This window comes from Streptomyces sp. NPDC001668 (assembly GCF_042893155.1).
In the GTDB taxonomy this organism is placed as follows: Bacteria; Actinomycetota; Actinomycetes; order Streptomycetales; family Streptomycetaceae; genus Streptomyces.
Map to the genome: position 1 here is coordinate 385,805 of NZ_JBIAUQ010000003.1, position 22,469 is coordinate 408,273.

16 protein-coding genes, 1 tRNA gene and 3 pseudogenes are annotated in these 22,469 nt (G+C 68.6%); 2 read left to right on the top strand and 18 right to left on the bottom strand.

Annotation, left to right across the window (positions count from 1 at the left end):
• Positions 1 to 23: 23 nt before the first annotated feature.
• From prmC to ACFYZ8_RS11455, 12 genes are all read right to left on the bottom strand, one after another.
• Positions 24 to 869, bottom strand: a complete 846-nt coding sequence (gene prmC, locus ACFYZ8_RS11400) for a peptide chain release factor N(5)-glutamine methyltransferase (protein WP_031040661.1) — start codon at positions 867 to 869, stop codon at positions 24 to 26.
• A gap of 227 nt (positions 870 to 1,096) precedes the next feature.
• Entirely contained in the window at positions 1,097 to 2,173 is a 1,077-nt protein-coding gene (prfA, locus tag ACFYZ8_RS11405) for a peptide chain release factor 1 (RefSeq protein ID WP_359033601.1), read from the bottom strand.
• Between the two features lie 103 nt (positions 2,174 to 2,276).
• The gene (rpmE, locus tag ACFYZ8_RS11410; RefSeq protein WP_037721438.1) at positions 2,277 to 2,495 is read right to left on the bottom strand and encodes a 50S ribosomal protein L31; all 219 of its coding nucleotides are present in this window, start codon (positions 2,493 to 2,495) and stop codon (positions 2,277 to 2,279) included.
• Between the two features lie 138 nt (positions 2,496 to 2,633).
• Positions 2,634 to 3,740, bottom strand: coding sequence for an LCP family protein (locus ACFYZ8_RS11415; protein ID WP_388534483.1), 1,107 nt, complete (start codon positions 3,738 to 3,740; stop codon positions 2,634 to 2,636).
• 207 nt (positions 3,741 to 3,947) lie between these two features.
• Positions 3,948 to 5,741 (bottom strand): trypsin-like serine protease, encoded by a 1,794-nt coding sequence (locus ACFYZ8_RS11420; protein WP_388535064.1) that lies wholly within the window; start codon positions 5,739 to 5,741, stop codon positions 3,948 to 3,950.
• A gap of 134 nt (positions 5,742 to 5,875) precedes the next feature.
• Positions 5,876 to 7,912, bottom strand: a complete 2,037-nt coding sequence (gene rho / locus ACFYZ8_RS11425; protein WP_388534486.1) for a transcription termination factor Rho — start codon at positions 7,910 to 7,912, stop codon at positions 5,876 to 5,878.
• 414 nt (positions 7,913 to 8,326) lie between these two features.
• Positions 8,327 to 9,256 carry a homoserine kinase gene (thrB, locus tag ACFYZ8_RS11430; RefSeq protein WP_359033608.1) on the bottom strand — a complete coding sequence of 310 codons (930 nt, stop codon included), beginning with the start codon at positions 9,254 to 9,256 and terminating at the stop codon, positions 8,327 to 8,329.
• A 240-nt stretch (positions 9,257 to 9,496) separates the two neighbouring features.
• Positions 9,497 to 10,555, bottom strand: coding sequence for a threonine synthase (gene thrC, locus ACFYZ8_RS11435; protein ID WP_359033610.1), 1,059 nt, complete (start codon positions 10,553 to 10,555; stop codon positions 9,497 to 9,499).
• A 6-nt stretch (positions 10,556 to 10,561) separates the two neighbouring features.
• Positions 10,562 to 11,854, bottom strand: a complete 1,293-nt coding sequence (locus ACFYZ8_RS11440; protein ID WP_359033612.1) for a homoserine dehydrogenase — start codon at positions 11,852 to 11,854, stop codon at positions 10,562 to 10,564.
• Between the two features lie 141 nt (positions 11,855 to 11,995).
• On the bottom strand, positions 11,996 to 13,387 hold the full coding sequence (gene lysA / locus ACFYZ8_RS11445; RefSeq protein ID WP_359033615.1) for a diaminopimelate decarboxylase: 1,392 nt from the start codon (positions 13,385 to 13,387) through the stop codon (positions 11,996 to 11,998).
• Positions 13,388 to 13,415: 28 nt separating this feature from the next.
• A complete protein-coding gene (gene nrtL, locus ACFYZ8_RS11450) occupies positions 13,416 to 14,486 on the bottom strand; it encodes an ArgS-related anticodon-binding protein NrtL (RefSeq protein ID WP_388534490.1) in 1,071 nt (356 codons plus the stop codon).
• A gap of 163 nt (positions 14,487 to 14,649) precedes the next feature.
• On the bottom strand, positions 14,650 to 15,186 hold the full coding sequence (locus ACFYZ8_RS11455; RefSeq protein WP_388534493.1) for a response regulator: 537 nt from the start codon (positions 15,184 to 15,186) through the stop codon (positions 14,650 to 14,652).
• Positions 15,187 to 15,359: 173 nt separating this feature from the next.
• Between ACFYZ8_RS11455 and ACFYZ8_RS11460 the strand changes: the two genes are divergently transcribed.
• Positions 15,360 to 15,431, top strand: a tRNA-Arg gene (locus tag ACFYZ8_RS11460).
• Positions 15,432 to 15,592: 161 nt separating this feature from the next.
• On the opposite strand, the gene ACFYZ8_RS11465 is transcribed toward ACFYZ8_RS11460, so the two are convergent.
• Positions 15,593 to 15,982 (bottom strand): hypothetical protein, encoded by a 390-nt coding sequence (locus ACFYZ8_RS11465; protein ID WP_388534495.1) that lies wholly within the window; start codon positions 15,980 to 15,982, stop codon positions 15,593 to 15,595.
• A 41-nt stretch (positions 15,983 to 16,023) separates the two neighbouring features.
• Here ACFYZ8_RS11465 and ACFYZ8_RS11470 point away from each other — a divergent pair.
• Positions 16,024 to 16,854: pseudogene (locus ACFYZ8_RS11470) on the top strand (IS5 family transposase); the annotation flags it as partial.
• Positions 16,855 to 16,896: 42 nt separating this feature from the next.
• On the opposite strand, the gene ACFYZ8_RS11475 reads toward ACFYZ8_RS11470, so the two are convergent.
• The 5 genes and pseudogenes from ACFYZ8_RS11475 to ACFYZ8_RS11495 all read right to left on the bottom strand — a co-directional run bounded on the left by ACFYZ8_RS11475 (position 16,897) and on the right by ACFYZ8_RS11495 (position 22,368).
• Entirely contained in the window at positions 16,897 to 19,359 is a 2,463-nt protein-coding gene (locus ACFYZ8_RS11475) for a DUF6185 family protein (protein WP_388534498.1), read from the bottom strand.
• 173 nt (positions 19,360 to 19,532) lie between these two features.
• Positions 19,533 to 19,667: pseudogene (locus tag ACFYZ8_RS11480) on the bottom strand (DUF4158 domain-containing protein); the annotation flags it as partial.
• A 95-nt stretch (positions 19,668 to 19,762) separates the two neighbouring features.
• Positions 19,763 to 20,249: pseudogene (locus ACFYZ8_RS11485) on the bottom strand (IS5 family transposase); the annotation flags it as partial.
• 190 nt (positions 20,250 to 20,439) lie between these two features.
• Positions 20,440 to 21,156, bottom strand: coding sequence for a DUF1771 domain-containing protein (locus ACFYZ8_RS11490; RefSeq protein ID WP_388534501.1), 717 nt, complete (start codon positions 21,154 to 21,156; stop codon positions 20,440 to 20,442).
• Positions 21,157 to 21,795: 639 nt separating this feature from the next.
• Positions 21,796 to 22,368: a dihydrofolate reductase family protein gene (locus tag ACFYZ8_RS11495; protein ID WP_359033621.1), complete on the bottom strand. Its 573-nt coding sequence runs from the start codon at positions 22,366 to 22,368 to the stop codon at positions 21,796 to 21,798.
• Positions 22,369 to 22,469: the final 101 nt, after the last annotated feature.

Here is a 22,469-nt window from a genome sequence, read left to right on the forward strand (position 1 = left end):
CGGGATTGAAGTGGGGGGCGTGCTCACGGCATCGCTCTGCGGGCCGTGGCGAACCGGGGGCGGTTGTTGAGGTCGGGGTGGTCGGCCGCGTCGGCCCAGCCCCGCTCCTCGGTGAAGATCCACGGCACCTGGCCGCCCTGGGTGTCGGCGTGCTCGATGACGACGACGCCGCCGGGGCGCAGGAGCCGGTGTGCGGTGCGTTCCAGACCGCGGATGAGGTCGAGGCCGTCCTCGCCGGAGAACAGGGCGAGTTCGGGGTCGTAGTCCCGCGCCTCGGGGGCGACGTACTCCCACTCGGTGAGCGGGATGTAGGGCGGGTTGGAGATGACCAGGTCGACATGGCCGTCGAGGTCGGGGAAGGCGTCCAGGGCGTTGCCCTGGCGCAGGTCGACCCTGGACCCCTCGACGTTCTTACGGGTCCACCGGAGGGCTTCCTCGGACAGCTCCACGGCGTGCACGCGGGAGCGCGGGACCTCCTGGGCGAGGGCGAGCGCGATGGCGCCGGAGCCGGTGCACAGGTCGACGATGCACGGCTCGACGACGTCCATCGCGCGGACGGCGTCTATGGCCCAGCCGACCACGGACTCGGTCTCGGGACGCGGCACGAACACCCCGGGCCCCACCTGGAGTTCGAGGTAGCGGAAGTAGGCGAGGCCGGTGATGTGCTGGAGCGGTTCGCGCTGTTCACGGCGCGCGATGGTCTCCCAGTAGCGGGCGTCGAAGTCCGCGTCCTTCACGGAGTGCAGCTCGCCCCGCTTCACGCCGTGCACGAACGCGGCGAGCTCCTCCGCGTCGTTGCGCGGCGAGGGCACGCCGGCGTCGGCCAGCCGCTGGGTGGCCTGGGCCACCTCTGCGAGCAGCAGGTTCACGCAAGTCCTCCGTGTCGTACTCGGTCGTGCGTACGTACCTTAAGGGGGTGCCCCCGGGTCGGGCCCGGGTCACGGGCCGGGTGCACGCGGCTGCCGCGTCGTCGGCGGTCACCGACGCACCGCCGTGCGGCCGCGCCCACCGGTCCCCGCTCGGCTCAGCTAACCAGGCACCGCGTCCTTCCTCCGGTCCGACTCCACCGACGCCCCCTTGCGCGGCCTGCGCAGTCTTACGCGGCCGCCAGCTTCGCCGCCGAGTCCGCGTCGACGCAGGCCTGGATCACCGCGTCGAGGTCGCCGTCCAGGACCTGGTCCAGGTTGTACGACTTGAAGCCGACGCGGTGGTCCGAGATGCGGTTCTCCGGGTAGTTGTACGTCCGGATCTTCTCGGAGCGGTCGACGGTGCGGACCTGGCTGCGCCGGGCGTCGGCGGCATTGCGCTCCGCCTCCTCCTGCGCCGCCGCGAGCAGCCTGGAGCGCAGGATACGCAAGGCCTGCTCCTTGTTCTGCAGCTGGCTCTTCTCGTTCTGGCAGGAGGCGACGACTCCGGTGGGAATGTGCGTGATGCGCACCGCGGAGTCGGTCGTGTTGACGGACTGCCCGCCGGGCCCGGAGGAGCGGTAGACGTCGATGCGGAGGTCGTTGGGGTTGATCTCCACGTCGACCTCCTCCGCCTCGGGGGTGACCAGCACACCGGCCGCGGAGGTGTGGATGCGCCCCTGGGACTCGGTCGCGGGGACACGCTGCACGCGGTGCACACCGCCCTCGTACTTCAGGCGGGCCCAGACACCCTGGCCGGGCTCGGTGGCGCCGTTGCCGCCCTTGGTCTTCACGGCGACCTGGACGTCCTTGTAGCCGCCCAGCTCGGACTCGGTGGCGTCGATGATCTCGGTCTTCCAGCCGACGCGCTCGGCGTAGCGCAGGTACATGCGCAGCAGGTCACCGGCGAACAGGGCGGACTCGTCACCGCCGGCGCCCGCCTTGATCTCGAGGATGACGTCCTTGTCGTCGCTGGGGTCGCGCGGCACGAGGAGGAGGCGCAGCTTCTCCGTCAGCTCCTCGCGGGCCTTCTCCAGCTCCTTGACCTCGGCGGCGAACTCCGGGTCGTCGGCGCCCAGTTCGCGCGCGGTCTCGATGTCGTCGCCGGTCTGCTTCCAGGAGCGGTACGTGGCGACGATCGGGGTGAGCTCGGCGTAGCGCTTGTTCAGCTTGCGCGCGTTGGCCTGGTCGGAGTGGACCGACGGATCGGCGAGCTTCTTCTCCAGGTCGGCGTGCTCACCGACGAGTTCCTCGACGGCCTCGAACATCTCAGGGCTCCTGTACTGCGAATGAAAGGAAAAGGCGGGCGACCAAAAACGCCGGTCCCGGCGCACTCCGAGGAGTGCGGCGTGGACCGGCGCTGGTGGCTCGCTACTTCTTGGCAGCAGCCTTGCCGAAGCGGGCCTCGAAGCGGGCCACACGGCCACCGGTGTCGAGGATCTTCTGCTTGCCCGTGTAGAACGGGTGGCACTCGGAGCAGACCTCGGCACGGATGGTGCCGCTCTGGATCGTGCTACGGGTGGTGAACGACGCGCCACAGGTGCAGCTGACCTGCGTCTCGACGTACTCGGGGTGGATGTCGCGCTTCAAGGTGTCTCCTAGTTTCGGGAGGGCACCGGGTCGCCACCGCGGGCTGCGGGAGCGTGAACCGGGGCCGACGTACCAGTCTGCCAGGACTGGCCGCATCCCCCAAAACGAGGGGGGACCGCGATCTATTCCTCAGGAGCCTCAGGAGGTCACGACGCCCTTGGCCTGGCCCGTGGCGGTGCCTTCCGTGGCCGCCCTCGGGACCGGCCGGTCGTTCTCCAGGGCCGTCCAGATCTGCTTGGCCTTGGCCTTCTGCACGAGCACGCGGTTCGGGTTCGCCGGGTCGTACCGGACCGGCAGGGTGACCATCGTCATGTCCGACGGGCTGATGCCCTTGAGGCCGCTCGCGAAGGAGACCAGGGAGTTGACCGAGCCGAGGTCGGAGTCGGTGGTGACGGCCTTGGTGGCGGTGTCGGCGAGGTCGTACAGCTTCTTCGGGCTGGTCAGCACGCCGACGCTCTTGACCTGCTTGACCAGTGCCTTGATGAAGGCCTGCTGGAGCTGGATACGGCCGAGGTCGGAGCCGTCGCCCACGCCGTGCCGGGTACGGACGAGACCGAGGGCCTGGGCGCCGGTGAGCTCGTGCGTGCCGGCCTTGAGGTCCAGGTGGCTGTCGGTGTCCTTGATGGCCTTGGTCGTGGTGACCGTGACCCCGCCGAGTTCGTCGACCAGCTTCTCGAAGCCGCTGAAGTCGACCTCCAGGTAGTGGTCCATGCGGATCCCGCTCATGGACTCGACGGTCTTGACGGCGCAGGCCGCGCCGCCGGTCGTGTACGCGGAGTTGAACATGACGTCGGAGGCGGCGTCGTGCTCCTTGCCGTCGGTGTCGGTGCACTCCGGGCGGTCGATCAGGGTGTCACGCGGGACGGAGACCACGGTGGCCTTCTTGTGGCCCTTGTACACATGGATGATCATCGCGGTGTCGGAGCGGGCGCTGCCGTCGTCGGTGCCGCCGCCGAGCTCCTTGTTGGAGCCGGAGCGGGTGTCCGAACCCAGGACGAGGATGTTCTCGGAGCCGTTGTCGACCTTCTCGGGGCGCTCGCTGCCGAGGACCTGGTCGATGTCGACGCTCTTGATGTTGCCGTTGAGCTTGAAGTACACGTAGCCGGCGCCGGTGCCGCCCACCACGACGATCCCCGCGGCGACCCAGGCCGTGATCAGCAGGCCCTTGCGTCCCTTGCCGCGGGGCTTTCGGCGGCGTCCCTTGCCACCCGGACTCCCGGGTATCGGCGTGCTCTCGGCTGACATGTGCTCCTCGAATCTCGTCCGGTCGGTTACCCCCTGTTTTCAGGGTCAGACGTGGTCACAAAAAGACCCGTACCGCACCATCGTCGCTCCGCCTGGTCAGACGGCGAAACTCGAGAAAGGGTTGCACAACGCGCTGTGACCACCACGTGAAGCGGTGGTCACAGGACGTCACGGAAACCTCAGAGCGAGCCTTGCTCACCAGCGGTTTCAGCCAAAAATGTCGTACTGCTGGAAACCGGTACCCACACCGACCCTTGTGTCAAAGATCTCGCTGGTCGCCTTGCTGGTGCCCTTGTACAGGTAGAGCGTGCCGCCCGCGGTGCGGGCCAGCAGGTCGGCCCTGCCGTCGCCGGTGATGTCGCCGACGGCGGCGAAGGCGTTGTAGCCGCTCCAGTTCGTGCGCACCTTGACCCGGGCCGCGAAGACGCCGGTGCCGGACTTGCCGGTGCCCTTGTACAGGTAGAGGTCGCCGGTGCTCTTGTTGCGGGCGAGCACGTCCGCCCTGCCGTCGCCGGTGAGGTCGCCGTGGCCGAGCAGCTGGTTGTACTGGCTCCAGCCGCCGCCGACCCTGACCCGGGCCGCGAAACTGCCGTCGCCCTTGCCCGGGTAGATCCACAGGACGCCCGCGGAGTCGACGGAGAGCAGGTCGGGCTTGTAGTCGCCGGTGACGTCGCCGGGGGTGAGGATCCGGGTACGGGTCCGCCAGTCGGTGAAGACCTTCTTCGGGGCGGCCCAGGTGCCTGGGGTGGACAGACCGCGCAGCCAATAGACGTCACCGGTGGCGGAGACGCGGTAGATGAGGTCCTGGTAGCCGTCCCGGTCGAGGTCGGTCTGCCGGACGAGGTTCAGCCCGTTCGCATCACCCCAGGACCGCCGGGTGCCGAAGGTCGTGCCCTTGGAGTCCAGCGCGTAGCCCACCTTGTCGGAGGACTTGCGGACCCACAGGTCGGCCTTGTGGTCGAGGTTCAGGTTGCTGTCGTCGACGCGCGGGTAGGCGGCGCCGACGTACCTGCTGACCTTGGTGAAGACGCTGTAGGCGCCCTTGGCGACGCAGTCCGTGACGTTCCAGGAGACGACGCCGACGATCCGGCCGTTCACGACGAGCGGGCCGCCGGAGTCACCGCTGCAGATCGCGGTCGTACCGGAGTCCCGGCCGCTGGCGGGCGGGCCGGCGCAGACCATGTGCCCCTTGATGAACCAGGAGCCGTAGGCCGCGGCGCAGGTCGCGTCCGACTTGACGGGCAGCGTGGCCGTCTTCAGCGTCTGGGAGATGGCGTCGCTGGTGGAGCTGGTACGGCCCCAGCCGTAGACCTTGGCACTCTTGGCGCCGGTCGTCGAGGGGTCGTACGAGGCGGTGTCGGTCGACGTCGTCATGCGGATCGGGGTGGCCTTGACGGGCTTCGCCAGGGTCAGCACCGCGATGTCGTTGTCGATGGTGTCCTCGTTGTACAAGGGGTGGTACCACTGCCGCAGCACGGTCGTGGCGGTGCCGCCGTGCAGGTCACCGTCCTCGGAGAGCAGCTGGGTCGCCCCGGTCACCACGAGGCCGCCCTTGGCCCAGTTGGCGCCCTTCACGCAGTGCGCCGCGGTGAGGATCTTCGTCGGGGCGATGACGGCTCCGCCGCAGAAGAACCCGGTGTCGTCCTGGGTGTCCGTGGTGCCCTTGGTGTCGACGTACCAGAGCTGGGCCATCCACGGGGCGGAGCTGATGGTGGTCGTCGTTCCGCCGATGACCATGGGCGAGATGGTGGAGTCGACCGTGCCACCGCCCGTCGGCGTCCGGGTCACCGTGCGGGAGGTGTCCTCGGCCGCGACCGCCTCGGCGATCCGCTGCTTCAGCTCGGCCTGCGACGGCGTGGACGCGGCGGTGGACGCGGCCGGTGCCTGCGGTCCCGGCACGACGGTGGCGGCGTTCGCCGACGTGGCCAGCAGTGCCGCGGCCACGGCGACGGGCAGAGCGATCCGGACACGGCGTCTGAGACGCCCGGCGCCTCCGGACATGGATATGCCCATGCAAGTCCCCCCTAGGGATTCCATAGCTCAGAGATCGAAAATTCGACCGAAAGCGTGATCGTAAACCAAAGAGGGCCGCCCCCTGGTCCTCAGGGGGCGGCCCTCTTCGTGAACGCTTGACGTCAGTCGCCGTTGCCCGGCGTCGGCGTCGTCTTCTGGATCTGCATGAGGAACTCGGCGTTCGACTTCGTCTGCTTCATCTTGTCGAGGAGCAGCTCCACCGCCTGCTGCTGGTCGAGGGCGTGCAGCACCCGGCGCAGCTTCCAGACGATGGCCAGCTCGTCGGGGGCGAGCAGGATCTCTTCCTTACGGGTGCCGGACGCGTCGACGTCCACCGCCGGGAAGATCCGCTTGTCGGCGAGCTTGCGGTCGAGCTTGAGCTCGGCGTTGCCGGTGCCCTTGAACTCCTCGAAGATCACCTCGTCCATGCGGGACCCGGTGTCCACCAGGGCGGTGGCGAGGATGGTCAGCGAGCCGCCGTCCTCGATGTTGCGGGCCGCACCGAAGAAGCGCTTCGGCGGGTACAGGGCGGTCGAGTCGACACCACCGGACAGGATGCGGCCGGAGGCGGGCGCGGCGAGGTTGTACGCACGGCCCAGACGCGTGATCGAGTCGAGGAGTACGACCACGTCGTGGCCCAGCTCCACCAGACGCTTGGCGCGCTCGATGGCGAGTTCGGCGACCGTGGTGTGGTCCTCGGCGGGGCGGTCGAAGGTCGAGGAGATGACCTCGCCCTTGACCGACCGCTGCATGTCGGTGACCTCTTCCGGACGCTCGTCGACCAGCACGACCATCAGGTGGCACTCGGGGTTGTTGTGCGTGATCGCGTTGGCGATCGCCTGCATGATCATGGTCTTGCCGGTCTTCGGCGGGGCCACGATCAGACCGCGCTGGCCCTTACCGATCGGCGCGACGAGGTCGATGATGCGGGTGGTGAGGATGCCGGGGTCCGTCTCCAGGCGGAGGCGGTCCTGCGGGTACAGCGGGGTGAGCTTGTTGAACTCCGGGCGGCCACGGCCGTGTTCGGGCGCCATGCCGTTGACGGAGTCCAGGCGCACCAGCGCGTTGAACTTCTCGCGGCGCTCGCCGTCCTTGGGCTGACGGACCGCACCGGTGACGTGGTCGCCCTTGCGCAGGCCGTTCTTGCGGACCTGGGCGAGGGAGACGTACACGTCGTTCGGTCCGGGCAGGTAGCCCGACGTCCGGATGAAGGCGTAGTTGTCGAGGATGTCCAGGATGCCCGCGACCGGGATCAGGACGTCGTCCTCGTTGATCTGCGGCTCGCCCGCGCCACCGATCTCGTCACGGCCACGACGGCCCCGGCGGTCCCGGTAACGGCCCCGGCGACCGCGGCGGCCGCCCTCGAAGTCGTCGTCGTCCTGCGGGCCGTTGTCGCGCTGCTGACGGTCCTGACGGCCGCCGCCCTGCTGGCTCTGCTGCTGGCGCTGGCCGCCCTGGCCCTGCTGGTCGTCGCTCTTGCGCCGCTCGCCGCGGTCCCCGCGGTCGCCCCGCTCACCACGGTCACGGCCGCGGTCACGGCGGTCGCGGCGGCCACGGCCCTCGCCGTCACCGGCGTCGCCCTGCGGCTGCTGCTGCGTCTGCGCGGGCGTCTCGGCCCTGGGCTCGCTCTTGGCCTCGGCCACGATCGTCTCGGTGCCGCCCGCCGGGGCGCCGGCCTCGGCGGTGGCGCGGCGGCGACGGCGCTCGGCGGGAGCCTCGTCGGCTCCGCGCTCGGCGGCCGGCTGGCCGGGGATCTCGATCTGCTGCTGGGCCACGGCCTTCTCGGCGGGGGCCTCGCTGTTGGCCTCCGCCTTCTTCTCGGCGGTGTCGCCCGTACGGGCCTTGGAGGTGGCGCGGCGCTTCGGCTTGGTCTCGGCGGCGTCGCCGGCGGCCGAGGACGCGGCCTTGGGAGCCGCGGCGCCTCCCCCGGCCTGCGCCTCCTTGATGACCTCGATCAGCTGGCTCTTGCGCATCCGCGCGGTGCCCTTGATACCGAGGCCTGATGCGACCTGCTGCAGCTCGGCCAGCACCATGCCGTCGAGGCCGGTACCGCGGCGCCGCCGGGAGCCGGCACCGGTGGCAGGCGCGGAGGCGTCCGTGGAGGGCGCGGCAGCGGTCTCCTCGACACGTGCGCCCATCAGATCGGTGGTGTCGCTCACGAAGGGTCCTTCCCTGGAGCGGACGTCGGCCTGTCTGGCTCGGCGACCGTTTGTGCTGTCCGACGGCGGTCCCATCCTTGTGGACCGTGCCGGGGCGGTGGTCCGCCTGAACGGCGGAGGAATGTGGTGACGGCGCTTCCGAGAGCCGTGGCCGTGGCACTGAGTGTCCGTGTCACGTGGCTTGGTCACACCGGTTCCGGAGCGTGCCCGGCAAGTCGCTCAGTGCTCGCGTACGAGGTACTGCCCATGTACGTCGTACGGAACGCAGTGCGGCTTGGGAGGCTCCCGGAAGAATGTCTGTCCCGGACGGGGACGTGAAGCACCTCGCCATGGTGGGGTCGGGTGCAGACTTGAGATTAACACTACCGGATCCAACAAACATTCCCCCTCTCGAAATCCGGCACACGCCGGATCTCACATGTCACTGGCGGCCGCGAGCGGGAGCACACAGGCCCCCTGGGCGTCGAGTTCCAGCCGGTTGGCGGCCCAGCCCTCGCCCGCCAGATGGGCCACCTTGTCGGCGCTGTCCGTGTCGGCCAGCGCGAGCACGGTGGGCCCCGCGCCTGAGATGACTGCCGGGACTCCGTCGGCCCGCAGCCGCTCCACCAGTGCGGCGCTCTCCGGCATGGCGGGAGCGCGGTACTCCTGGTGGAGACGGTCCTCGGTGGCCGGCAGCAGCAGCTCGGGGCGCCTGGTGAGGGCCTCGACGAGCAGCGCGGCACGGCCGGCGTTGGCGGCGGCGTCGACGTGCGGCACGGTGCGCGGGAGCAGTCCGCGCGCGGTCTCGGTCAGGACCGGCTTCCCGGGCACGAAGACCACCGGAACGATGGAACGGGCGGGCTCCATCCTGATCGCCCGGGCGGCGCCGGCCTCCATCCAGGAGAGCGTGAAACCGCCGAGCAGACAGGCCGCCACATTGTCGGGGTGGCCCTCGATCTCGGTGGCGAGCTCCAGGAGCGCGGTGTCGTCGAGGCGGGCCTCGCCGCCTATGGTCACGGCACGCGCGGCGACGATCCCGGCGCAGATGGCGGCCGAGGAGGAGCCGAGGCCCCGGCCGTGCGGGATGCGGTTGGCGCAGACGATCTCCAGGCCGCGCGGCTGGCCGCCCAGCAGGTCGAAGGCGGTGCGCAGGGAGCGTACGAGCAGGTGGTTTTCGTCACGCGGGAGCGTTTCGCTCCCCTCCCCCGCGATGTCGATGTGCAGCCCGGAGTCGGCCACGCGGACGACGACGTCGTCGTAGAGCCCCAGCGAGAGGCCCAGGGCGTCGAAGCCCGGGCCGAGGTTGGCGCTGGTGGCGGGGACGCGCACCCGGACGGCGGCGGCGCGGAAGGCGGGACCGGCCATCTCTCGATGACTCTCCTTGAGCTGCGTGATTGTCGAATGACATTCGATGACATCCGATGACGTACGAAGACCCTGCCGGCCGCGGAGACGACGCGGCACCCCGCTGTACGCGAGGGCATATGCAGCGGGCGGGTTCGGTACAGCCTATCGAAGGAAGGTTCTGTGGCGACATAGGGCGCACAGGAGGCGCACGATGCGTGTCGTAAGCCCCCTGTGCACCCCTCTCGGGGAATCCCTGTCTCAGGCGAGTCCGAGGCGCTCGGCCGCCGTCGCCGCGTCGACCGGAACGGTGACCGGCTGCGGGGCGCCCGCGACGGCCCAGTCGGGGTCCTTCAGACCGTTACCGGTCACGGTGCAGACGATGCGCTGGCCGGGGTCGACCTTGCCCTGCTCGGCGGCCTTCAGCAGACCGGCCACGGAGGCGGCGGAGGCGGGCTCCACGAAGACACCCTCCTGGGCGGCCAACAGCCGGTAGGCGCGCAGGATCTCACGGTCCGTCACCTCGTCGATGAACCCGCCGGACTCCTCCTTCGCCGCGAGGGCGTACTGCCAGGAGGCGGGGTTGCCGATACGGATGGCGGTGGCGATGGTCGAGGGGTCCTTGACGACCTCGCCGCGCACGATCGGGGCGCTGCCGGAGGCCTGGAAGCCCCACATCCGGGGCGTCTTGGCGGCGATGCCGTCGGCGGCGTACTCCTTGTAGCCCTTCCAGTACGCCGTGATGTTGCCGGCGTTGCCGACCGGGAGGACGTGGATGTCGGGCGCGTCGCCGAGCATGTCGACGATCTCGAAGGCGGCGGTCTTCTGGCCCTCGATGCGTACCGGGTTGACCGAATTGACCAGCGCCACCGGGTAGTTGTCGCTCAGCGCGCGGGCCAGCGTGAGGCAGTCGTCGAAGTTCCCGTCGACCTGGAGGATCTTCGCGCCGTGGATGAGCGCCTGGCCCATCTTGCCGAGCGCGATCTTGCCCTGCGGGACGAGCACGGCGGACACCATGCCCGCGCGTACGGCGTAGGCGGCCGCGCTCGCCGAGGTGTTGCCGGTGGAGGCGCAGATGACCGCCTTCGCGCCCTCCTCCTTGGCCCGCGTGATGGCCATGGTCATGCCCCGGTCCTTGAAGGACCCGGTGGGGTTGGCGCCCTCCACCTTGAGGTGGACCTCGCACCCGGTGCGCTCGGAGAGCACCTGCGCGGGCACGAGGGGCGTGCCGCCCTCGCGGAGCGTCACGACCGGCGTGGTGTCGGAGACGGGCAGCCGGTCCCGGTACTCCTCGATGATTCCGCGCCACTGGTGGGTCATTGCTCGTTACTCTCCTTCAACCCGCATGATGCTGGCGACACCCCGCACGGTGTCGAGCTTGCGCAGCGCCTCGACGGTCCCGCCCAGGGCGGCGTCGGACGCGCGGTGCGTGACGACGACGAGAGACGCCTCGCCGTCCTTCCCCTGCTGCCGAACGGTATCGATGGACACCCCGTGCTCGGCGAACACGGTGGCCACCTGGGCGAGAACACCCGGTTTGTCCGCCACGTCCAGGCTGATGTGATACCGCGTGACGACCTCGCCCATGCCCGAGACGGTGAGGGCGGCGTACGCGGACTCACCGGGCCCGGTCGTGCCGTTCAGCCGGTTGCGGCAGACGGCGACGAGGTCGCCGAGGACGGCGGAGGCGGTGGGGGCGCCGCCCGCGCCCGGGCCGTAGAACATCAGCTGGCCCGAGGCGTCGGACTCGACGAACACGGCGTTGTAGGCGCCGCGCACGGAGGCCAGCGGGTGGCTGAGCGGGATCATCGCGGGGTGCACGCGCGCGGTGACGGACCGGCCGTCCTCGGCGCGCTCGCAGATGGCGAGCAGCTTGATGGTGCAGCCCATGTTCTTCGCGGAGGCGAAGTCGGCGGCCGTCACCTCGGTCATGCCCTCGCGGTAGACGTCGTCGAGGCGCACCCGCGTGTGGAAGGCGATCCCGGCGAGGATGGCGGCCTTGGCGGCGGCGTCGAACCCCTCGACGTCGGCGGTCGGGTCGGCCTCCGCGTACCCCAGGGCGGTGGCCTCGTCGAGGGCCTCCTGATAGCCCGCCCCCGTGCTGTCCATCTTGTCGAGGATGAAGTTGGTCGTGCCGTTGACGATCCCCAGCACCCGGTTGACCTTGTCACCGGCGAGGGACTCGCGCAGCGGACGGATCAGCGGGATGGCACCGGCGACGGCGGCCTCGTAGTAGAGGTCCTTGTCGGCCTTCAGGGCCGCCGCGTGCAGTGCGGCCCCGTCCTGGGCGAGCAGCGCCTTGTTCGCGGAGACGACGGACGCCCCGTGCTCGAAGGCGGTGGTGATGAGGGAACGGGCGGGCTCGATCCCCCCGATGACCTCCACGACCACGTCGATGTCCCCGCGTTTGACGAGGGCGGTAGCGTCGGTGGTGACGAGCTCCTGCGGGATGCCCTCGCGGACCTTGGAGGGACGGCGTACCGCGACCCCCGCGAGCTCCACGGGGGCCCCGATGCGGGCGGCGAGGTCGTCAGCGTGCGTCGTCATGATGCGCGCCACCTCTGAGCCGACCACTCCACAGCCCAGCAGCGCCACCTTCAGCGGACGCGTACGCATCATCCGACCTCGTTTCCTCATACCGTCTACGGTGCAACCAGTCTCACTCACCGGACGGGAGTTTCTGCCCCTCGTCCGGATGATGAGACATCTATTTCATTTGTACGGGGGTGCAAGACCGAAGATCTTCCACCCCTGGTGTTTTCAGCCGACGTCGAGCCGCAGCAGGTCCTCCTCGGTCTCGCGGCGGACGATGACGCGGGACTCTCCGTCGCCGACGGCGACGACCGGCGGGCGCAGCACGTGGTTGTAGTTGCTCGCCATGGACCGGCAGTAGGCGCCCGTCGCCGGTACGGCGATGAGGTCACCCGGTGCCAGGTCGGCCGGCAGGAACGCGTCCTTGACCACGATGTCCCCGCTCTCGCAGTGCTTGCCGACGACCCGCGCGAGCATGGGCTCGGCGTCGCTGGTCCTGGACACGAGGGCGACGGTGTACTCGGCGTCGTACAGCGCGGTGCGGATGTTGTCCGACATCCCGCCGTCGACGGAGACATAGGTGCGCAGCCCGTCGAGGGGCTTGACGGTGCCGACCTCGTAGAGCGTGAACGCGGTCGGGCCGACGATGGCGCGCCCGGGCTCGACGGAGATACGGGGGGTCCGCAGCCTGGCGGCCTCGCACTCCCGCGTCACGATCTCGGTGAGCGCCTTGGCGATCTCGTGCGGCTCGCGCGGGTCGTCGTCGCTGGTGTACGCGATCCCGAGGCCGCCGCCGAGGTCGATCTCGGGAAGCTCGACACCGTGCTCGTCACGGACGTCCTTGAGCAGCCCGACCACCCGGTGTGCCGCGACCTCGAAGCCCGACATGTCGAAGATCTGCGACCCGATGTGGGAGTGGATCCCGATGAGTTCGAGCCCGTCGAGCTTCAGCGCCCGCCGCACGGCCTCGGCGGCCTGTCCGCCGGCCAGCGGAATGCCGAACTTCTGGTCCTCGTGGGCGGTGGCGATGAACTCGTGCGTGTGTGCCTCCACACCGACGGTGATACGGATCTGGACCCGCTGCCGCTTGCCCAGTTCCTGCGCGATGTGGGCGACGCGGACGATCTCCTGGAAGGAGTCGAGGACGATACGCCCGACGCCGTTCTCGACCGCCCTCCTGATCTCGTCCGTGGACTTGTTGTTGCCGTGGAAGGCGATGCGGTCGGCGGGCATGCCGGCGGAGAGCGCGGTGGCCAGCTCGCCGCCGGAGCAGACGTCGAGGTTGAGCCCCTCCTCGTGCAGCCACCGCACGACGGCCCGGGAGAGGAACGCCTTGCCGGCGTAGAACACGTCGGCGTCGGCCCCGAAGGCACTGCGCCACGCGCGCGCCCGTTCCCGGAAGTCGGCTTCGTCGAGGATGTAGGCGGGGGTGCCGTGCTGTTCGGCGAGTTGCGTGGCGGTGATACCGCCCACGGTGAGGACGCCGTCCTCGTTGCGGGTGACCGTCTGGGCCCAGACCTTGGGGTCGAGGGTGTTGAGGTCGGCGGGCGGGGCGGAGTAGTGCCCCTCGGGAAGGACGTCGGCGTGACGGGGCCCGGCGGGGTGTGCGGAACGGCTCATCTTCTTGACTGGCTCTCTGTTCGCTGTCTCAGAGGTGTTCGGGTGCGTCGATGCCGAGCAGGGACAGGCCACCGGCAAGCACCGCCCCGGCGGCTTCGGCGAGCGCGAGCCGGGCACGGTGGGCGGCCGAGGGTTTCTCCGCCCCACGCGGAAGCACGGCCGCGAGCAGGGGCAGAACGGCATCGGCGACGGTGACGAGATGCCGGGCCAGACGGTCGGGAGCGTGGTGCGCGGCGGCGGCCTGGAGGATGCGGGGGTGGTCGGCGAGGGCGGTGCGCAGGGGGGAGGTGCCGTGTCGGTTGATGTCCCCGTTGATGTCCCCCGGCTCGGCGTGGAAGCCCAGGTCGGCGGCGTTGCGGGTGAGGGCCCGGGTGCGGGCGTGGGCGTAACGGATCCGGAAGAGAGGGTTGCTCTCCCGCTGGACCAGGTGATCGGCGGTGATGCGGGGCCGGTCGTGGGGCGCGGGGTGCAGGAGCGCCCAGCGGGCGGCGTCCCGGCCGAGGAGGGTGGGGTCGGCGGGGGGCGCCGGTGCGGGTCGGACGTTGACCGCGAGAGCTGCGGGCGCGGGCGCCTCGGGGGTGCCGTACGCGTCGACTTCGGCGCCCAGGATGTCCGTCCAGGCCGGCTCCGGGCGGGCGACGCAGCTGGTGCGGACCAGGGCACCCTGGGAACGGAGGACGCGGGCGACGGCGTCCATCACGACGACGGCGCGGACCTCGTGGGGTGCGTGCAGCTGCACGAGCTGCCCGGTGGGCCGGTCGGCATGACCGTAGCTCTGACCGCGCCGCAGGATCTCCCGCACGAGGGCGTCTCCGCTCCCCCGCAGGCTGATGTTGAGGAACCCGGGTCCGGTGACCACGACCTCGCGGATGCCGTCGCTCTGCGCGAGGCGACGGCGGAGGATCTCGGCGACCCGCGACGGCGGCTGCCCGGCGGGCCGGGCGAGCTGGAGGGCGACGTTGCTGGCGTAGTCCCCGCAACCGCCGGGCCCCGGGGGCGCGACATCGGCCCGCCCCGGCACGACCACGTCCAGCTCCCCGTCCTCGACAGCACGACGCACCGCGCGCAGCACGGTACGGGAGAGCTCGACGGGGGTCACGGGACAAGCGTATGGGAGGAGGGGGGTGGGTAGGCGAGCGGGTTTGGGAGCGGTCCGGCATGTGGGACGACGAGCGGGTTTGGGAGCGGTCCGGCATGTGGGACGGCTGGTGAGCGGAGCGGCGGGGGACTGTGCGAGCCCCACCCGCTGTCGTCGGGGAGCGTCAGGCCGACCCGGTGTTCGCGGAGAGATGCGAGCCCAGCCCGGTGTTCGTGGGGAGCGGTGGCTCAGCCGCCGGCTCGACCGGCCCGCTCGGCTTCGCCGCCCCCGAGGACACCCCCGCCCCCAGAGGGCCGCCCCCCTCCCCCGGATGCCCGGCATGTCCCGCATGGCTCCGCTCCCCGCTCTGCCTCCCGCTCTGCTCCATCAACTGCCGTACGAGTCGCACGAGTTCGGCGGGTTCGAAGGGCTTGGCGAGGAAGGCGTCGACGCCGGCATCGAGACCGCTGTCGACCTCGTGCTGCGTACAGGCACTGACGATGGCGAGGGGGAGGTGGGCGGTCCGGGGGTCGGAACGCAGCTGTGCGGCGGTCCGCAGCCCGTCCAGCCGGGGCATGACCACGTCGAGGGTCACGACATCGGGCCGCACCTGATGAACGACATCCAGACACTCGACACCATCGGCCGCGGTCACGACCTCGAGACCCTCCAGCTCGAGATTGACCCTGATCAACTGCCGGATGACCTTGTTGTCGTCCACAACAAGCACCCGACCCGACGCGCCTGGCACAACTCGAGAGTAGGTGCGGACCGGCCACCGCGTCCGGGTTTTCCCCACTTCCACCCCACGGCCGCGAAACCCGTTCCTGATCACCCCGAGCGAGCTGGTAGTGTTCTACCCGTCGCCAGGAGCCACCAACTCCACCCCGACACGCCCCCGTAGCTCAGGGGATAGAGCAACGGCCTCCGGAGCCGTGTGCGCAGGTTCGAATCCTGCCGGGGGCACTTCGCCTCAACCAGCATCGTGATGCGGTTGACCAGCGCAGATGCCACGCACAAAGGGCGGGAACCAGTCTCACTGGGTCCCGCTCTTTGTCGTTGCTGCGCGCTGATCGCGATAGACCTGCGATAGAGCACAGGCCGAAGCGCCCAGCGCCGAGTAGGGATCAGCAGGCGGAGCGATTTAGCGTGCTGCGTGCCGCGTACGGCACGAACTCAAGGCGTACCGCGTCGGTGCGCGGAATGACCAGCGCCACGCCTGCGTCTCGCGTCCAGCTCTGCGGCAATAGCACGTACTGGTTGGAGGACTGAATGACCAGGTTCAGCCCTTCATATCGGTATGGGTAAGCGGACTTGGTGCTGTCGCAACGCAGTTCGCGCACGCCAGGTACGTCGACTCCGAGACTCCGCTCGCTGCGCAGCACGGCTGTGGTGGACGTGGACAGCTGGGATACCAGGTCTTGGGCTCGGCCCCGGCCCACGGCGGCGGCGTAATCGCTTGCGGCCCAGATAAGACTCAGGCCGACGAGTACGAAGCTGACAGCCCATTCAGCCACACCGGCCCACTCGGGACGAGCCGCAGCTTGACGAAGGTGCTGTGGGGGCGCGGATCGAACCGCTGCTGCCTGATCGAGCGCCGAAGCGGGGCGGGCGTTGGCGGGATCACCGGCAGGTGATCGATGCGATCGCGTGGAAGTACCGCACCGGCTCGCCGTGGATGGACCTGCCCGAGAAGTTCGGCTCGTGGAAGGGCATCCACAACCGCCTGAGGAAGTGGACGGCCGACGGCACCTGGGAGAAGGTCTTCACCGCCCTGCTGACCCAGGCCGACGCCGAAGGCGATCTCGACTGGGTCGTCGCGGTCGACTCCACCATCGTCCGCGCCCATCAGCACGCCGCCGGGGCCCGTCAAAAGGGGCCCCGGCCGGCGAGCCGAACGACCATGCCCTCGGACGCTCACGCGGCGGACTGACCACCAAGATCCACCTGGCCTCTGACGGCCGTTGCCGTCCCCCGGCCTTCCACATCACACCGGGCCAGGCGGGCGACGCGCCCGCGTTCACCCGCGTTCAGCCAGGTCATGGCACGCTTACGAGTGCCCCGACCGATTGGACGACCAAGGGTCACCCCGGAGGCGGTCCTGGCCGACAAGGGGTATTCCTCCCGCGCCATTCGCACCCACTTGCGCCGTCGGGGCATCAAGGCGGTCATCCCTCAGCCTGCCGACCAGATCGCCAAGCGCAAACACCGCGGCCGATTCGGCGGCAGGCCGCCAGCCTTCGACAGGACCGCCTACCGGCAGCGCAACACCGTCGAGCGGTGCAGCAACAAACTCAAGCAGTGGCGTGGCCTCGCCACTCGATACGACAAGACCGCCACCGTCTACCTGGCCGCACTGCACATCGCGGGCATCTTCATCTGGACCCGCTCGGTGATCCAGAAGAAACGCCCTAGCACGTCCGCCGGAGGGCTAGTGGCCGTGCGGCGATGTGCTTACATCTGCGAAGGTCTTCCAGAGGGTGGCGAGCGCGAGCAGCTGTGCCAGGAAGAACGCGATCGTGGCGAAGCGCATCTGGTAGACGTAAGCGACGAGACTCGCGTTGGTCGGCCAGTAGCGGCGCTCGTTCTGGAAGGTCTGCAGATCCATCATCAGGCCCGTGCACGTCGTCACCGAGCCGAATGCGGCGATCTCGCCGATCACCTGGGGCACGCTCCCGCCGATGGCTTGGAGGATGAGGAAATCGGCCGTTGCCGGGATGGCGAACGCGAGCGTGACGAAGAGTGCCTTCGTCGGCCCGTGACGGCCCGGCAGATCACGCCACAGCGCTCCGAGGAAGAATCCCCCGACGAGCCATGCGACCTGCCACCAAAGGATCTCGAGCACGATCCAGACGAACCCTGCTGGATCCTGCGCGTTCAGCATCCAGGAGTGGCCCTTTACGGCCTCGGCCCAGTACAGCAGGCCAGTCGCGGGCAGGCCGAGGAGACACGCGTTGACGGCCCCCCTGCGAGCATTGCCCCACCACGTGGGCATCGGCCCAAAGGCGAGGGGAAGATCGGCGGGTCTCACTCCTTCCGGCAACGCCTGGTCCATTCGGTCGATCTCGGCCTCGATCGACTGCCGCTCGGCGGAACGCTCCCCCAGGTTCGACGTACTGAGCTGACTCAGGCGGGTCTGGCGCTCCCTGAACCGGCGCGCCAGGCGCAGCACGTCGGCCCTGTCGGTCAGCGAGATCGTCCTTCCCAGCGGTGCGTTGTCGGCGAAGGGCTGCTCCAGTACGGAGAAGTGTGAGCCCAGGACGAGTACTCCCCAGGCCGTGCACAGGCACAGCATCAGGGTGAGCGCGTATGCGGAGAAGCCGAAGTAGTTCGCGTCGGGTGCGAAGGTGATGGCGAAGAGGGCCACGAGCAGGCACTTCTCCGCAGGCGTGGGTGTGAACGCCCCCTGCTCGTGCTGTTCGGCCCGGCAGACCCGCAGGACGCCCAGCACGGGCAGCGGCGCCAGGACGCTGACGATGAACAGCAGCGGATCCAGAACGTATGCCGGGAACTGCAACCACCATGAATCGAGCGCTTCCTCCCACACGTATTGAAAATCAGGCGAACTTGGGTCGCCGAGCCAGCTGATTCGCTCCCAGGAGCGGTCAAAGGCGAGGTAGGCCCACAGGACGGTCGCCGCCGCTGCTGCAAGGGCGGCGGCGACCATCATGCGAGTCGGGATCCGATTCTCTCTGATCAGCAGCATCCGCTGCCCTGCTGCGATCACGCCGATCCAGCACACTGCCGTCAGTGCGGTGCAGGCCACGGCTGCAACGGTCCAGCCCGGAGTGGACAACACCCGGTCGGCTGTGGGGAGCAGGGTGAAGTCAAAAATTTCCGACACCACGTACCAGCCGAGTACGCCCAGGACGACTGCGCCCACACTGAAGAGGAGGCGCTTCGACCGGCTGCCGAACAGACACAGCGCAGGCCCGAGGAACGCCAGGACGAACACCGCGACCGTCGGTTCGTAGTCCCAGTGCCAGCCCTCCAGATGCTGGAGCCACCGGTAGACGTTGTCGTTCATATAGCCGAGCACGCCCAGGAACATCAAAAGGAGCGCCCACCACCGCAGGTAGTGCAGTGCTCTCGACTCTTCCGGCGTCGTCGTATCGGCGAGACTGCGCCTCAGCCGGCGACCCGCGACGAGCAACAACGCACCTGAGGCGACGTACCAGAACGCTTCCGATGCGCTATAGGTGCCCCACGTCTCCCAGACCTGCCAGGGTTCTTCCGTCGAGGTCGTGATGAAGTCCCAATACTGCACCGTGGGTGGGCGGAAAGTGACCGTGGGATTCTGGTTGGGCGCTTTGTGCCGCCAGTTCAGTCTCGTTCCACCTTCGCCGAAGGTCGGCCGAGGCGTGGCCTTCAGGGCGCCCCGTCCGCCCAGGTCGACCTGCACCCTGTCCCAATCGGCGCCCTTCAGGGCCTGAGAAGGACGCAACGCGATGCGCCAGTTCTCCTTCGACACCGTCAGCACCCAGGGGCCGACAGCGTCGGAGCTGGACTGGACCCACGTGGCAGCCTCGTAGTGAACCTTGACCCGCTGGCCGTCGGCCTTCACCGTCACCGGCTTGAACCGCCACTCGTAATCACGGAAGTCGTACTGATATTGCCGGGGTGGGGGTTTGCCCACCAGGCACGCCAGCGCAGACCGATAGGCCGGCGAATGGGCGTCCAGGAGCAGGTCGGAGGCGTGAGTCCAACCGGCGGGCACGCTGATGTCCATGGTGCTCGTAACCATGCTGAAGTCGTTGCCGCGGTGTTTGAACTCAGCCAGTGCCGTGACCTCAGCCGTCTCGAGCTGGCCGGGTCGGCAGCCCGCCGGGGCGTCCTCGGCGGCCTCGGCTCTTCCCATCGCGGGCAGAGCGAGGCAGAGAAGCAGCACAAGCACACACAGACGGCAGGGTGCGGACAAGCCGGGACGGATCACCATCCGAGGATCCCCCGGCCGACCTCGCGCGATGCCGTGCGATGCGCCGACGCGCACGCAGTTCCACCCCAGCGGCCGAGGAGAGGAGGCGCGCCGCCCGGGTCCGGCAGACGCCCTCCCGGTCAACGTCGGTGGGAACGCCGCAGCGCGATTAGATCCCGGTCGTCATCGTCGAGGAAGAAGAACTGCTTCAACTCCGGGCGCGTGGGCACCTCGGTGAACGTCCCGTACTCCTCGGCCTGCTCATCAGTCAGAAACTCCACCGGCACGAAACGGACCGTAGCCAGCACCGACGACCGTCCAGCGATCTTTCCGTGAACCCCAGCGGGCCCTCCGGCGGACGTGCTAGGGCGTCTCTTCTGGATCACCGAGCGGACCAGATGAAGATGCCCGCGATGTGCAGTGCGGCCAGGTAGACGGTGGCGGTCGTGTCGTATCGAGTGGCGAGGCCACGCCACTGCTTGAGTTTGTTGCTGCACCGCTCGACGGTGTTGCGCTGCCGGTAGGCGGTCCTGTCGAAGGCTGGCGGCCTGCCGCCGAATCGGCCGCGGTGTTTGCGCTTGGCGATCTGGTCGGCAGGCTGAGGGATGACCGCCTTGATGCCCCGACGGCGCAAGTGGGTGCGAATGGCGCGGGAGGAATACGCCTTGTCGGCCAGGACCGCCTCCGGGGTGACCCTTGGTCGTCCAATCGGTCGGGGCACTCGTAAGCGTGCCATGACCTGGCTGAACGCGGGTGAACGCGGGCGCGTCGCCCGCCTGGCCCGGTGTGATGTGGAAGGCCGGGGGACGGCAACGGCCGTCAGAGGCCAGGTGGATCTTGGTGGTCAGTCCGCCGCGTGAGCGTCCGAGAGCATGGTCGTTCGGCTCGCCGGCCGGGGCCCCTTCACGCTGGAGAGACACGGTCGTGCCATACATGATGAGGACTGACTTGCGATCTGTCAGTCCATCAGCCCCATGGAGCCAGGGTTCGACAATTCAAACATCTACTTTTGCCAGCCATGCACCAAGCTGCTCACCCCCGACTGGGAACGAACAAGCCTCAATGTGCATGCGGGGGCGGTTCATGTCGATTCTTATGCTTCTTTTTGAGCCTCTGGTTAGTCCAGTGTTGATCGATCCTCCGACCTTCCTCGTCCAGATCCCAGGACACATGATGCTTATCGTCATAGTACTGAGTGGCTCCCCCTTTGCCGTCCTGAAAACTGTATTCCCCACGGGCCCCGGCAGGAGGTTTAGAGCTGACCGATTGATCGAAAAGAATCCCTCTTTCTTGCCCCTCTCCTTTCAGAGATTGCAGACGATTGTCAAAAGCTTTCTTCGCCTCCTGGAACTCTGCCCTCGCACGCTCGAACGGAGCGCGCAAGTGCTGATAGTTGGCGTCTGCGGACTGAAATGAATCTCGATCAGTCTTGTAAGTTTCGTTAGCCTCATCGAAAAATGATTTCGCTTCTTCGAATAGTTCTCTGGCGTCACGATTCTGTTGGACCAGACGTCTGCGTTCTTCGGTGGACTCGTGCGCCTCTTCTTTATATTCATGCCCTTTGACAGAGTACGCCTTCGCAGCTGCACCGTCACGAGCCTCGTAGGCCGCAGAGGCTTGCTGGAATGCAGCCTGCATATTCCGGAAAGCTGATTCCTGGCGCGCGTCGAGCTGTTCAATCAGCGGACTATTATACGATCTGGTGGCCTGATATTGATCCCATAGCCGCTGCTTCTCGTCGAAGGCGCGCTGCTTCTCGTCGTAGGAGCGGTTCATTACTTCTCGTGCGCCCCTACGTATTCCTTGAGCGTGTGTCATCGCCCGCCAAGCATCTTGCTGACGATGAAAAGCATCGTCCCTGGCGCGCCCAAGGCGATCAAGTTCAGAGTCTCGCATCCTGCTCACCAAGCTCTCAGCCACAGACGAGCCTGCTTTTCGAGCCTACGCTCGAAGAGCGCAAGCTGGCGCAGTGAGTGGACAGTGCCCTCCCTCCCAGGCGTCGGCGCTTCACCTTCCAGCCGCCACCGATGCTGGGGCACCAGGGGCGGCATCTGGCCGCACACAGCCTGAGGAGCGGTGCACGCCTCCTGCAGACCTATCGAGATGGCGCCGGCGCGAGCCTGGTGAGCAGCGTGCGCACGATATGCGATAGAAGTCATGACACCGCACCTCGCTCGTGCGGATACGCCCAGTTCAGAGCAGGTTATGAACCTGCTCAACACATGCTCTCCGGAGCCGTGTGCGCAGGTTCGAATCCTGCCGGGGGCACTCGCCGGTCAGAACCCCAGAAGCGTGTTCTGACCAGGGCGGATGCCGACAGAAGAGGGCGGGAGTCAGTCGCTGACTCCCGCCCTTTCTCGCTGTCTCTCACTGGTTGTGCGTGAGGATCGTTGATCGCGTGGTCTGCCCGTGCGTTCAGCGACGGACGCGGTAGCGGATGTGGGTGGCCTGCGGTGTGTCGAGCACCTGGGCGATCTCCAACTCGATCTCTGACGGCAGCACGTCGAACAGGCGACGGCCGCGCCCGAGAAGCACCGGGATCTGATGGATCTGCACCTCATCCAGCACCCCGGCCTCGAGCGCCCGCTGCCCGGTGTACGCGCCACGCACCTGCACGTCTTTGCCTCCGGCTGCGGCCTTGGCCTGTGCCATCGCGCTCTCGATCCCATCGGTCACGTACGTCACCAGTGGATAGCCCCAGCGGGCGGCCGGGCCGGGCGGGCGGTGGCTGGGCACAAAGATCGGGAGACCGCCGTGATCACCGCCCCAGTGATCCATGAGCTCGGCAGTCCGCCGTCCCGCGAGCACCGCCCCGGCCGCATTCCATTCGTCCTGGAATTGCGCGGCCGGCCCGGACGGCCGGCCGGATTCCCCGTCAGCGTCGGCCCACTTGTGCAGCCGCTCGCCGTCGTCGCCGCCGAGGAAATCGTCGGTGTCGGCGACGTACCCGTCGACTGACACCGACATGTCGAGCACTGATCTGGACACTTCGGCCTCCTGCGGTCTTCGACCGGACTGGTCTCACGCAGGTAGACCTGGCGTGGCGGCCTTACTCATCGGCCGGACAGACGGTCTTCACCACAGGCGCC

What these genes read in the sequence shown, in the direction of transcription:
- prfA (WP_359033601.1), bottom strand. Translation starts at nt 2,173, where the DNA reads ATGTTCGAGGCCGTCGAGGAACTCGTCGGTGAGCACGCCGACCTGGAG.
- ACFYZ8_RS11415 (WP_388534483.1), bottom strand. Translation starts at nt 3,740, where the DNA reads ATGTCAGCCGAGAGCACGCCGATACCCGGGAGTCCGGGTGGCAAGGGA.
- ACFYZ8_RS11420 (WP_388535064.1), bottom strand. Translation starts at nt 5,741, where the DNA reads ATGTCCGGAGGCGCCGGGCGTCTCAGACGCCGTGTCCGGATCGCTCTG.
- thrB (WP_359033608.1), bottom strand. Translation starts at nt 9,256, where the DNA reads ATGGCCGGTCCCGCCTTCCGCGCCGCCGCCGTCCGGGTGCGCGTCCCC.
- thrC (WP_359033610.1), bottom strand. Translation starts at nt 10,555, where the DNA reads ATGACCCACCAGTGGCGCGGAATCATCGAGGAGTACCGGGACCGGCTG.
- ACFYZ8_RS11440 (WP_359033612.1), bottom strand. Translation starts at nt 11,854, where the DNA reads ATGATGCGTACGCGTCCGCTGAAGGTGGCGCTGCTGGGCTGTGGAGTG.
- lysA (WP_359033615.1), bottom strand. Translation starts at nt 13,387, where the DNA reads ATGAGCCGTTCCGCACACCCCGCCGGGCCCCGTCACGCCGACGTCCTT.
- ACFYZ8_RS11490 (WP_388534501.1), bottom strand. Translation starts at nt 21,156, where the DNA reads ATGAACCGCTCCTACGACGAGAAGCAGCGCGCCTTCGACGAGAAGCAG.